Source organism: Methanosarcina barkeri str. Wiesmoor, assembly GCF_000969985.1.
Classification (GTDB): domain Archaea; phylum Halobacteriota; class Methanosarcinia; order Methanosarcinales; family Methanosarcinaceae; genus Methanosarcina; species Methanosarcina barkeri_B.
Window position 1 is genome coordinate 387,041 of the sequence record NZ_CP009526.1, and the last position, 13,299, is coordinate 400,339.

At 38.1% G+C, this 13,299-nt stretch carries 8 protein-coding genes, 1 tRNA gene and 1 other RNA gene; 7 read left to right on the forward strand and 3 right to left on the reverse strand.

All coding sequences use genetic code 11. The features are described 5' to 3' along the window. Positions 1-67 precede the first annotated feature (67 nt). Positions 68-1,693 (reverse strand): methylamine methyltransferase corrinoid protein reductive activase, encoded by a 1,626-nt coding sequence (locus MSBRW_RS01730; protein WP_011305701.1) that lies wholly within the window; start codon positions 1,691-1,693, stop codon positions 68-70. A gap of 327 nt (positions 1,694-2,020) precedes the next feature. On the opposite strand from MSBRW_RS01730, the gene ffs reads away from it, so the two are divergent. The 3 genes from ffs (at position 2,021) to MSBRW_RS01745 (ending at position 3,536) form a co-directional block, all read left to right on the forward strand. Next, positions 2,021-2,335, forward strand: an RNA gene (gene ffs, locus MSBRW_RS20695) — signal recognition particle sRNA. A gap of 137 nt (positions 2,336-2,472) precedes the next feature. Next, positions 2,473-2,557, forward strand: a tRNA-Ser gene (locus MSBRW_RS01740). Positions 2,558-3,356: 799 nt separating this feature from the next. Next, positions 3,357-3,536, forward strand: coding sequence for a hypothetical protein (locus tag MSBRW_RS01745; protein ID WP_048102550.1), 180 nt, complete (start codon positions 3,357-3,359; stop codon positions 3,534-3,536). A gap of 104 nt (positions 3,537-3,640) precedes the next feature. Here the strand turns inward: MSBRW_RS01745 and ablB are convergent, their stop codons facing one another. Both ablB and kamA read right to left on the reverse strand, forming a co-directional pair. Further along, a complete protein-coding gene (gene ablB / locus MSBRW_RS01750) occupies positions 3,641-4,618 on the reverse strand; it encodes a putative beta-lysine N-acetyltransferase (protein ID WP_011305700.1) in 978 nt (325 codons plus the stop codon). 75 nt (positions 4,619-4,693) lie between these two features. Continuing rightward, positions 4,694-5,953, reverse strand: a complete 1,260-nt coding sequence (gene kamA / locus MSBRW_RS01755; RefSeq protein WP_048102548.1) for a lysine 2,3-aminomutase — start codon at positions 5,951-5,953, stop codon at positions 4,694-4,696. 939 nt (positions 5,954-6,892) lie between these two features. Here kamA and MSBRW_RS01760 point away from each other — a divergent pair. The 4 genes from MSBRW_RS01760 to glnA all read left to right on the forward strand — a co-directional run bounded on the left by MSBRW_RS01760 (position 6,893) and on the right by glnA (position 12,653). Then, on the forward strand, positions 6,893-8,884 hold the full coding sequence (locus tag MSBRW_RS01760) for a monovalent cation:proton antiporter family protein (protein ID WP_011305698.1): 1,992 nt from the start codon (positions 6,893-6,895) through the stop codon (positions 8,882-8,884). 492 nt (positions 8,885-9,376) lie between these two features. Further along, complete coding sequence (locus MSBRW_RS01765) at positions 9,377-9,634, forward strand: type II toxin-antitoxin system RelE family toxin (protein WP_048102545.1); 258 nt, start codon at positions 9,377-9,379, stop codon at positions 9,632-9,634. Positions 9,635-9,961: 327 nt separating this feature from the next. After that, positions 9,962-10,381: a transposase gene (locus tag MSBRW_RS24130; protein WP_011305696.1), complete on the forward strand. Its 420-nt coding sequence runs from the start codon at positions 9,962-9,964 to the stop codon at positions 10,379-10,381. 928 nt (positions 10,382-11,309) lie between these two features. Continuing rightward, a complete protein-coding gene (gene glnA, locus MSBRW_RS01775; RefSeq protein ID WP_011305695.1) occupies positions 11,310-12,653 on the forward strand; it encodes a type I glutamate--ammonia ligase in 1,344 nt (447 codons plus the stop codon). Positions 12,654-13,299 lie beyond the last annotated feature (646 nt).

Here is a 13,299-nt window from a genome sequence, read left to right on the forward strand (position 1 = left end):
TGACCTAAATTTTTAGATTTCATTGGGGATTTTAGAAGTTGCCTGACCAGAGATTCTGAACCATTTTTTATTCCTGCAGCTTCTGTTTGAAAATTTCTAGATTTTCCCAGTTAAATTTTTCCGGAGGGCAAGCTCGGATACATTTCTGGCAATGGGCACCTTCACATAAGTCAGTGCTTATCATAATTCTGTTTTCTTCGTCAATTGATATGGCGCCAGTTGGACAGACTTTAATACACTTTTTGCACTCGGGGCAATCGACAACCATAGTCATGTAGGTTCCGACTCTTTCAAGTACATGAAGTCCTTCTTCTCCAAGAACTGGAATATCTCTCTCCACACGTTTATCGATGATGGGATTCTGTATCGGGTCTCCTAGGCCTGGAAGCTCTTTCTTTTTGAGATATTTCTTGAACATTTTAAAGGGCATACCTTCTTCCCAGTACGCAAGTTCAAGAACATACACGTCCCGGAATTCCGGAGCAGTCGCAAACATTATGTGTGTGCCTATTATCTGACTTGCAATGTCCTGAAGCTCCCACAATCTCTTTTCCGACAGCAAGATTTCACGGGCGACTGCAAGTGAAGTGTTTCCAAGCTGAGAGATCTTTCCTGTTGCATACGGAATCAAACCAATTTTCTGGGCTTTTGCCGCATCCATATATGTACCGGCAGCACCTGCCATATAAGCCGTATCAATGTCTGCCATTTCGATACCTGCGGTCGAACAGAGCGTAATATGCCCTGCGCGAATTGCGCCTATAGCTTTTCCGGCTTCCTTCAGGTCTTTTTCAGAGAAATCCATTCGGTTTTGCAAATGAATAAGCTCATCCGGAGTTTTAATTTTTGGGAGCTCTATAAGGCCATGTTCAATTCCTTTTTCTATCAGAGCTATGACCCCGGTACCTGTGATTCCTTTGGCTTTGATCTGACCTTCCTCAAGGATTTCTCCGGTTGCCGGATCTATTATATCTCCGAGAACCGGTTTCATTTCTTCACTCAGGACGTAGTTCCTTAATCCCCCATTCTCGAGTTCAAAATCTGATATGACGTAAGGAGACGCAAGGTTTCCATGTTTTATCTGCTGTCCTTCAAGGGCAGGGCCAGCAGCTGCAGATCCCGTATAAATAATATCCTTCACTTTGAGAGCCATCTCTGCATTTGTTCCGTAGTCCGTGGCAATTGAAATTTCGTCGCTATCGAGCATTCCGGATTTTATTATCAGGGCAAGGGCATCGGCCCCAACTTCATGTTTTATTGCAGGAGGAACTACGATTTCACAGTCATATTCATCAAGCTCGGGAATTTCGCTGCTATGTACGATTCTCGCGCTTCTGTCCTGCTCCTGTATATTGTACTTCTTTTTCTTCCGTTCTCCTGCATAGGCCAGATCTTCAATGTTTATCCCCTGAAAGATGGATAGCTGAATTGGGTTTCCACATATTGAAAGCCTTTCAAGTTCTTCGCATTTCACATCAAGAGCCTGGAATAGGTTCTTTACTGCATTTATAGAAAGTCCATGTGCGAGATCCTGGCCATAGTGGATTGCGAAATCCATATGATCCATTACATTCGCTCCAGGAAGAGGATTCCTCAAAGTTATCACTGTTCTTCGGATCTCTTCTGTATCAAGATCGATTTTTTGAGCTCGATATCCACTTGTTCCAAGGTCAATTGCAACTCCACATCTCATAGAAATTCCCCAAATTTTCCCCATTTTACCGATACTTTGGTGTGCTATATAGCTGTTTCAGATTTATTTACATATTATTTTGAAAAATAACGTATAAATAAATAGGGTGATTTATTCCTCCCTACATACTTTAAGCTCCTTTTTTTAAGCCCCCCTGAATTTATCTTAATACATTTCCAAGCAGCTTAAAAAATAGTCTCACTCAATAGTCTTACCCTTTTTGCTTTTTTTACGGACTATTGAACATTCATGTCCCATTATGAAAAACAGATATCGGGAGGGATATGACTGGCATATCTTTATATATTACAAGTGACTTTGTATAGCTGATGAGCTAGTCCGGGTAGCCCGGCGTTACCTGTAACCCGAGATCGCCGATACGCGGGGGACGAAGCCAAGGGAAGATGCGTCGAAGGGACTCCAGCCTGGAATCTCAACGGAGAAGCCCCGTCCTGCTTGGATGGTGCAGGTATGCGGGTTTGCTGGAGAGCAGGTCTTCATACCATAACTGCGGAAACCGGTCGAGGCCCGGAAGGGAGCAGACTTACTGTGGGCAACTATCGCTTGCGGGGCTGCGGGGTGGAGAAGAGGTCCCAGTCTCCTGGTATCTCCAAGATTCAACGACCCGAGGCGTGCTCATCGCTTAATATATCAGGTGATTCAGTTTTATAGCATAACTATTATACTTCGTGTAAAATAGTCCCTGTGAAACCATTCCCCTGGAAAAGATTAAATACATAAAATGCGTTTAAGGGGACGCGCTTCTTGAAGTCCTTTGTGACGAGATAGCCAAGCCCGGTATGGCGCGGGATTGCTAATCCCGTGATGCTCTGCGTCCCGGGGGTTCGAGTCCCCCTCTCGTCGTTATTTTTTAATTTATTCTGAGTTTAATTTATTCTGAGTCTCGTTTTTGGATGTTATCTAAATTTTCGACCCTAATACTGATTTTCAGATCTACTTGGTGAGCCTATCCCAAAAGCCGCTTTACTCTTAATCATTGGGAATTCTCAGAATTATTTTCATGATCATGAGCTTGATTGATTATTCAAAATACAAGGTCCAAGAAGCAAATTTCAAGTTTTGGGATGACCTCGGTAAATAAGCCTCTGATTCAGAAACAAATTTTAAACTTTCAATGAAATTTTTGACATAGATTCTGACTATTCTTCACCCTCTCTCTTTTTTAAGATCAAAACATAACTCTTAAAAGCATGACAAAAATCATAGTAAATAGAAGACTTTTTCTTGCGGTAATTATTCTTACAATTATTTTTCTTCTTTTTATATTCTGGACTTCAAGGCGGCACATAGCGAGAACAAAGCTGATTCTACAGTAAGTCCCTATTCCACAGGCAACTCTAAAATTGACTTTTCAGGCAGGATTTTCCCCTATATAGAAGGAGATTACTACTTTTTGAAAGCCCTTTGAAAATCTTGAGATAGAACTGGAAAAAGCAGGAGTGGAGGTATCAATAGCCAACGAAGTTAAGAACAGATATAATTCTCAAGCTCTCCTAATTCTCAAGCTCTCCTAATTAATATCAGTAAACATGACGGAGTCTATACGCCTGTTTATGCCCTTTCAAATCTGAATATCTTTTTCTTCTATACCTCAACTGGGGGAGACGTAAAATATTTTGATCAATTTAAAGAAGGAGCTGTAATGGTAACCTTCGTAAACAGTAGCTTTCGAGAAGTAGAAACGTTAATAAGTGGGGATGTGGAATTGAAGGACTCCACAAAAGGCCTGATCTCACAAAAAGCCTATATAGATTGCGTAACAGCCCAAGCTGCAAAGAAAATTACCACCAGTCTTGAGCAGAATACTCAAGAACTTCTTTAATCAAAACACTCAACACTACGGAGTTTCGAAAACAAAATCAAATAAGTTTTTTGGCTGAATGGACTGTTTCTCCTGTCAATTTCCTGTTTCTTTCAGTTTTTGCTTTAGTTTATCCTTTGTTTTGACCTGTTATTCTTAAGTATTTTGCACCAGATGTTCATGTCTTCAAATCCGTTTCCAATCTTGCAGTTGTTAACTAGCCTGCCTGTGTAAGCATAGCCAAGAGAAGCAAAAGCTGTGTTTATTCCTGGAGATGAAGCCCTACATAGAGTATAGGAGCTTTTGAAGCCTCTATTTGAAAGTTCTTTTTCCAGGGCTTTGATAAGCTCTTTTATCAATCCTTTTCCCCTCTCGGAAGGAATTGTCAGACAGTCGGTTATTTCGGCACACTTATTTGTTAGATCCATTTCTGCCGAAGCAAGGCTCAAGATTGTTCCTTGCTTTTCCACAAGGAAATAGAGAACATTGGAGTCCATAGTTTTTAGAAGATAACTTTTCATGTGCAAAGGAGTGGGATAAAACTTAAACTCCTGCCTGTAAAGAGTTGCCATTGCTGAGGCATCAGCCTGGACTGCAGGTTTGAGCCTGTACTCTTCTGGAAGCCCGATATTCTTTCTTTGTTTTCTTATGTTCTCATTTTTTCGTGAGCCATCCTGTTTATTCAGTTTTCTTCGGGGCGCCATTACTTTTCTGAGACAGTTTTCAATTATCCGGTCTTCTTTCCCTTTATTAGAAGAAATTCCTCTGGAGGTTTCAGGGTAACTTGAGAAAACATGGCAGTCTTTTCCTGCATAGTATCCATTGATAGTCCCTTCCTCTACATATCCACAGGTTTCAAGCTCTTTTATGTTTTCCAGAGGCACATATACGATTATCTTCCCAATTTTTTCTACTTTGGCAACGATTTTGAGAACTCCTGAAATTTTCTCAAAAATCCCGGTAAAATTCATAACTTTTATTCTGCTGTTGTAGTAATCAATTACAAGCTCAGCTCTTGATTCGTCAATCTCCAGATTAATCTTTTTCCAGTATCCCGCCAGTTCTTCTTTAATTTCAAGAATAAAGGGAAGGTTTTTTTCCATATTTTTTCCTCCTTACGTTTTTAAAGTTTTTTTACTTGAGGAGATTTTCCTGGTTTATTTCCTTCACTCTTTTCTTTAGAAACGCTTTTTTCTTTCGAGGCTTTCGGGCTCGAGAGCGATTATGTCATTATCTTCGTCATATAGTTTTGCAATGCCCGTTTCACTTTTAAGCCCTGGCTGCTTATCGCAGATTGAACAGGCTTGCTGGCATTCCCAGGAATAAGCTTCAGGTTCTGGGTACATACAGATCACCCCTTCGTAATTTCTAAGGACGACTCCTGTGTCCGAGCTTGAGATCAGGTAATTAGGACCTACAGGAATTTTTCCTCCTCCTCCAGGGGCATCAATAACAAAAGTCGGAACTGCAAGGCCCGATGTATGTCCTCTAAGCATCTCAATGATCTCTATTCCCCTCGAAACTGGGGTCCTAAAATGCTCCAGCCCAAAGGAAAGGTCGCACTGATAGAGGTAGTAGGGTCTTGTTTTTATCTTCAGGAGTTCGTGGCAAAGTTTTTTAATTATCATCGGGCAGTCATTAACTCCCCTGAGGAGTACGGACTGATTACCAAGAGGAACTCCGGCTTTTGCTAGCATTCTCATTGCTTTTTTAGCTTCCGGGGTAATCTCTTTTGGGTGATTGAAATGGGTATTAAGCCAGACTGAAGGATATTTTTCAAGAATTTCACATAATTCAGGAGTTATGCGCTGAGGGAGGGTTACAGGAACCCTTGAACCTAACCTTACTATTTCCACGTGAGGAATGTCAAAGAGCTCACCCAGGAGCCAATCTAGTCTTTCATCGGAAACGAGCAGGGCATCCCCTCCCGAAAGCAGTACATCCCTTATTTCAGAATGTTCTCTAATATACTCGATCCCTTCTCTAATTGCCTTTTCAGAATAGTCGTACTCTCTGTTGCCAACCCTTCGCTTGCGGGTACAGTGTCTGCAATACATTCCGCAGCGGTTTGAAATGAGGAAAAGCACCCTGTCAGGATATCTGTGGGTTATACAGCTCTCTTCGGAAGGTGAATCCCTATCCTCACATAGGGGATCTTCGAGTTCCCAGGAAGATTTTTTAAGTTCGGCTGAACTGGGTACAGCCTGCATTCGGATGGGACAGTTAGGATCTTTCGGATCGATAAGAGAAGCATAGTAAGGAGATATCGCCATGGGAAAAACTTCAAGAGCTTTTTTTATATCTTCTTTCTCAGGCTCTGATAACTTAATCAATTTTTCAAGTTCTTCTACGGTCTCAATTCTATGCCTATACTGCCATTTCCAGTCTGAAAATTCTTCCTCAGATGCATTAAAATAGTTCATAATCTTAGATTTCACATTTAAACCTCAATGAAAGCTGAATGAAACATTATAGAACAGACTTTCAGAGTACAATAAAATGAACCCTGTTCTAGGAAATTAAATCCCTCTTTTTTCAGCTTATTTAGAAAAAATATGTCTTAAATTTAACAATATTCATATTAAACAAATCTTTTAAATACCTTTTGTTTAATAGAGTTTTAAAAGTCCTTTTTTTTTAGAAATAACCTTAAAAATACCTTTTTATAATAGGTTTTTTTTGATTTTACACTTTCTAATTGTTTGATTTTCTTTTAAAAATTCATTTTTTTTAGGATTTCTTTTTTTCCTTCTTTTAAAAAGGGTATATATGTATAAAAAGACAGAAAAGAAATTGATTCTTTATTTAGCAGTTTCAGGAAAGTAACAGGATCTTCAGAGAGGGATAAAGGCTAGAGTAAATTTTTAACTTTTTAATAGACTTTGTTTTAAGCTATGAAGGCTAAAAGTGATTTTTAAATCCCCGTATGCTTATTTATATCTTATTTATCCAAATATATTCCATATAATTCTTTGATTTTCTAAAATATGTCATGTTTTCAAAATGTCTACCATGCTCTTTTATTTGTTAAGGTAGCTAATTTATCCCATTTTCCGCAGTAAATTTTCGTAAATTCATATTTTTACTGCTATCGATTTTCAATCAAACGTGTATTTATTGGACTTTTATGCAGTAGGTAAAAGCAACGATGTGGTGTATTTAGAGGCAAAAAACGATATCATTCAATTTTCACCAAATGCCACTAAAAATCTAAATTATTTACACCTGTTCCAAAAACGTTATCAGAAAAACTATTGATCTTCAAAAAATACTGCGAAATGTGGGTTTATTTCTCAATATTATTTGATATGTTACTATTTTTTCTCAAAGGCTCAGGTCAATGAAATTTATATTAGTTAATAAATCATTATATATTGATGACCGATAATCTTCTAACCGACCTCCTGATCATTTTCGGGCTTTCTATTCCTGTAGTGTTTACTTTTTCCAGATTGAAGATAGCTCCACTGATTGGCTTTCTGCTTGCAGGTATTCTTGCCGGACCTTTCGGTTTTGGATTTATTAGAGAAATAGAAAACATCGAACTTTTGGCTGAAATTGGAGTCGTGCTCCTGCTTTTTACCATAGGTATTGAGTTTTCAATGCGCGACCTTTTACAGCTTCGCAGAATTGTAATTTTTGGAGGCGGCTTGCAGCTTTCGATAACTTCAGTCATCGTTGCTCTTATACTCCTCTGGCTTGGACATTCCAGAGAAACTTCGATTTTCCTTGGGCTTTTAGTAGCATTAAGCAGCACTGCAATTGTACTTAAACTCTTACAGGAAAAAGGAGAAATTTATAGCCTTCACGGGCGAACTTCCTTAGGAATACTGATTTTTCAGGATATCGCTGCAGTGATAATTATTCTCTTAATTCCGGTTCTCGCAGGCACACCAGGGACTGAAAAGTCCTTTTTAGAACTTATCCTGCAAGGCTTCGGGCTCATAGTATTCACCTTTCTAAGCGCCAGGTATGTTGTTCCTTTCATTATGTACCATGTGGCAAAGACACGGAATAATGAGCTTTTTCTCCTGAGTGTTGTAGTAATAGGACTTTCTGTAGCCTGGCTGACTTCTATGGTTGGGCTATCTCTAGCACTGGGAGCTTTTCTTGCTGGCTTGATTATCTCGGAATCTGAATATTCGGTTCAGGCTCTAGGGAATTTAATACCATTCAGGGACATGTTCATGAGTATTTTTTTCATCTCAATAGGGATGCTACTTGATCTCAATATATTAAGAGAACATCTTCTCTTGATCTTGGCTGCTACCCTGGCTGTGCTGTTCCTGAAGGTCCTGGTAAACAGCTTGAGCACCTTTCTCATAGGTTTTCCTTTGAATACAATGATTCTGGTTGGATTTTCCCTTTCACAGGTAGGGGAATTTTCCTTTATTGTTGCAAAAGTAGGTCTTGCAAGTGGATTAATCTCCTCTCTTATATATCAGGAATTTCTGAATGTGGTAGTGCTTTCTATGGTACTTACTCCTCTTTTTATGAGTATAGGGTATCGAACTACGGTTTTTGCCGAGTTCTTACCTCTCCCTCCTGTATTAAAGCGAGGTTGGTACAGTAAATTTAAAGAAAGCGGGCCTGAAGAAAAACCTGAAAATCATGTGATTATAGTAGGATTTGGGATAAACGGTAAGAATGTCGTGACCGCCGCAAAGGAAACTTCAATTCCTTACATAGTAATTGATATGAATCCTGAAGTCGTAAGGATAGAGAAACAGAGGGAAGAGCATATTTTTTATGGTGATGCTGCTCAAAATGCTGTCCTGGAACATGCAGGCATCCGGACTGCGAAATCGTTTGTCGTGACTGCAGGTGATCCTCCGAGTGCTAAACGAATAATTGAAACTGCCCGGAGGTTGAATCCGGAAATCCACATCATTGCCAGAACACATTTCCTGCGTGAGCTGGATAAATTTTATGATTTTGGGGCAGATGAGGTAATTTCTGATGAGTTTGAAAGCTCAATAGAGCTTTTCACAAGGGTACTTCACAGATACCTGGTTCCCAGCAGTGAAATTGATTCCCTGACTTCAACATTACGTGCCGACCATTATAAGATGCTTCGAAGTCCTGGCATTCCCAGGAAAAAATTCTGCGACCTAGCTCTCGATTTTGCAGATGTAGAAATCCGGAGTATCAGGGTAGGGAAATTTTCAAAATCAGCAGGAATGACTCTTGGGGAACTGAATCTTCGGAAGAATTATGGAGTGTCTGCACTTGCAATTTCACGTAGTCATAGAATCATTCCCGGACCGGAAGCTGGAACTATAATTCTTGCGGATGACATTCTGCTTGTGATCAGCCCTCCGAAAAACATCGATGTGGTTAGAAAGCTTTTCGAGGATAGTAAGGAATAATCATTCCTATTCCTATTTTTTTAATATTGGTTATAAAAATCCTCAAGTCTTTAATCGAGAAATAAGCGTTAACTCTTATGCTTATACACTTGCCTTCTTAGTTGATACACCAATTGCTGTTAAATGAGGAACTAGTTGCTGTTAAAAGGGATCACCTATGAATTTCTTTCTGTAATTACAGGGCAAATCATGAGCCATAATCTTAAAACAGTAAGCTAGATGAATAAGTAGAGCAGTGATAGTAAAACAGTGACTTATATTAAGGGAGAGTGAATTGATGAAAAACTTCTTGAGGAACTTAACCAAAAAATAACTTGAAGATGTAAAGAAGCATATTATAGTTATGGGTAGCCTGCTCATTATATAAGAAATATTAAGTGCCCAGAAGTTTGAAAATGACGAAAGAAAAAATATTAAGCGCCCAGAAGTTTGAAAACGAGAAAATAAAAAAATTAGTATTTTTTAACAAAGTTGAAGATGCGAGGCTCTAAAGTGTTTGAAGTCCTTCTTGACATTACTGCCCAAGATTTTTTGAAAGCGGCAGACAAAATGACTTACTCCAGAGTTAAAGAAATTCTTGACGAGCTTGCACTCGATCCAGTCCCACTGCGAGCAAAAAGAATAATTGAGAGTAAGGAAAAGCTTTTCAGACTGCGGTCCAGGCATATAAGACTGCTTTATAGAATTAATTATGAGGATCAAACCCTGGTAGTTATAATGATTGAGCCTTTAAATCGTATGTATCGTTGAAGAGAGTAAGGGTTTAAACTCTATAGCCATTAAGTACTACAGCAGGAAATTAGAAAAAGTATGATCAGGCTAATACAAAATATAATTTCAACTTGTCTTATGAAATTATCTTTCATAGTTAGTAATATGCAAGACTAGTATAAATTATTTATTCAAGTTTGCCTCTTAACGTATGTGACTTTTCTGTAAACTGGATAAATCCTTTAAATTTTAATTTGCGTTTTCTATTTTTAGATTATGTGTAATATATAACACGACAGTTTTGACTATATATTATGTGGGCCTATCCTAACAGTAATATTATGTTGAAATTATAAATTTACTTCTATGTCATTTCGTGACATCGATGGCGTTCTATGGAACTCCATAGAACCTTATCTTCCTCCACAGAAACCACATACAGGAAGGTCGCGTGCAAATATGAGGAAGTTAATGAACGGTATTTTTTACGTTGTTATGACTGGTTGTACGTGGAAAGACGTTCCCAGGAGATATGGGTCTAAGTCAACAGTGCATAGATTCCTTCTATATCTTTGTGAACATGGCATCTATCAGAAGATTTTCAATGAGCTTTTAAACAAAGGTTACGACTTGAAGAAAATAGATTTTTCTCATTGCTTTACTGATACAAAGGATATTCCGGCTAAAAAGGGGAAATATCGGCTACGATGGACACAAAAAAATAAAAGGAATAAAAATAAGCGTTTTAGTAGATTTACAGGTTTTACCTCTCTCGATTATCATTAAATGATTCTACACTTTAGATTCTACACTTTATATACCTACACTTAAAAATTTCAATATAAAAAGACTTATAGGAAGGCCTGTTAACAGGCTTTCCAAAGTAACAGCTGATGCAATGTATGATACAGCTAAAATTAGAAAATATAACAGGAGAAGATGAATAAAGTCCAATATATCAGTAAATAAAATAAACAGGATGAACAATAAGAGAGTACGACTAATAAAGGTAAACCAGGAAGAATACAAAAAGAAAAGCATAGTAGAAAGGTTTTTTATCTGGAGAGAGTTATGCAAGAAAGTATTGCCAAGATATGAAATTAAAGAGACATCATATTTAGGAGTTTTAATGGTAGCAGTAATATTGGATTAAATGAACTTTTGGGATAGGCTCAATGTGGGATCCAGGTCAGAAAGAATACCTGGGATGACAGGGTAAAAGCTGGTTCTTCCAGTAAAAGATACCAATTTTCAAGAGACTATGCTGTAAATATCGACCTTATTGCTCCTGCAAACTGTCAGAGCAATACAGAGACAAGAAATGTGAAGAGATTAACTCTTTGAGCCATACTAAACTTGGAGGTTGTTTTCTACTCCAATAGTTATTGATATTGGAATTGGAAAGAAAATTTAAGTTTTTGCTACTGCTTTTTACAGCATTTTTGCAAACACATGCTGTCGGAAGAAAATTCAAATCACACTAAGAAATTTATTTCTTTTATAATTAGCTTTAATGAGCTTTATATATATGAGATTAGAAATATATTCAACGAATTGGGGATGAACACACAAATATTTTCAAAGATAATTCAATTTACTATATATATTTACTTATATTCCAACAGTTTCATCTTTTCTATAATATTAAGAAAATTATATATATAATTACCTAGGTATAAGGATACCGAATGCCTAGTTAGGATGGGAAATCAAAATGGTGCAGATAAAGAAGTGTATTACCAAAGAAGATGTGTTAGAAGCTGTAAAAGAGAGAGACGTGAAGTTTATCCGGACCCAGTTTACGGATACACTCGGCATCATCAAAAGCTGGGCAATCCCTGTTGAACAGTTAGAAGAAGCCTTCGAAAACGGGGTAATGTTTGATGGGTCTTCGATCCAGGGCTTTACAAAGATTGAAGAATCCGACATGAAACTTGTGCTTGACCCTTCTACTTTCAGAATCCTTCCCTGGAGACCTACAACTGGCGCAGTAGCCAGGATTCTTGGCGATGTGTATCTTCCTAACGGTCGACCGTTTGAGGGAGACCCCAGATATGTTCTTAAGAGCGCAATCGAAGAAGCCAAAAAAATGGGGTACTCAATGAATGTAGGTCCTGAACTGGAATTCTTCCTCTTCAAACTTGACGCAAACGGAAATCCGACCACAGAACTTACTGATCATGGGGGATACTTCGATTTCTCTCCCCTTGACCGTGCACAGGATGTACGTAGAGATATTGACTATACCCTCGAACGTATGGGCTTCCAGATCGAAGCTTCTCATCACGAAGTTGCACCTTCTCAGCATGAGATTGACTTTAGATTCGGTGACGTGCTGAGTACCGCGGACAATGTTATAACTTTCAAATATGTTGTAAAATCAATTGCATATCACAAAGGATATTATGCTACCTTTATGCCAAAACCTCTCTTTGGTGTAAATGGCTCAGGGATGCATACCAATCAATCTCTTTTCAAGGGAGATAATAATGTATTCTACGATCCAGAGAGTGCAGACCAGCTTTCTCAAGAAGCAATGTACTATATTGGTGGTCTGTTAAATCATATTATAGAATTTGCAGCCGTTACAAATCCGGTTGTTAACTCCTATAAGAGAATTGTACCTGGGTATGAAGCACCGGTTTACCTTACCTGGTCTGCAAAGAACAGAAGTTCCCTTATCCGCATTCCTGAAACCCGTGGCAATGGGACAAGAGTTGAACTAAGATGCCCAGATCCATCGTGTAATCCGTACCTTGCCTTTGCCCTGATGCTCAGATCTGGACTTGACGGTATAAAGAACAAGATCGATCCAGGAGAGCCGACTAACACGAATATTTTCCACCTTACGGAAAAAGAAAGAGAGGGAAAAGGTATTCGCTCCCTACCTGCAGACCTTAAAGGTGCAATTGATGAAATGAAAGGCAGCAAATTCGTAAAAGAAGTACTAGGAGAACACGTTTTCAATCATTACCTCTGTGCTAAAGAGATGGAATGGGATGAATACAAAGCAATTGTTCATCCCTGGGAACTTGAAAAATATTTGCATATGCTGTAAGCACCCCGGAAATCCTAAAACCCATGTAGATAAAAATCCATGTAGATACCCAAAAATTTACTGCGATAAAATCGTGGCAGAATTAATAATTTGTTAGAAGAGACACACTCCTCTCGGGAAGTGTGTTCTCATTTTATAAAATAACTTCCCGAAATAATAAAATATTTTTCATTGAATTTACTGGTCAGAACATTAAAATTTTTTTAATATTCTTTGAAATTAATGCCTGAATTGAACATTGATATAAAAATGCTTCCCTTCTGAAAACTCTATTATTCAAGAACACTACTTTTTTCAAAGAAATTCAATCGTATAGAAATTTAATCTATATACACTAAGGTAAACGGTATAGAAACCCCTAAGACGACAGTGGAGGGTCTATTAAAAAAGAATATTCTATGATAAAAATACAGAGGGCTTTAAAATAAAAGTGCAAACGAAAAAAATTAAACGGTTAAACCGGTGTGCTTTCTAGCAGTACCTCAATAACTTTTAATCGGAAAAAGAAACATATATATATCGTCAAATAGGTACTAAATTACTTATTTCCCCTAGTGGTGACCTTCTCGATGTATGATAAAAGTAGAACCATATGTGGAAGCGTTGCTATATATTCACATTAATTAAATAATTTACATGGAACAAA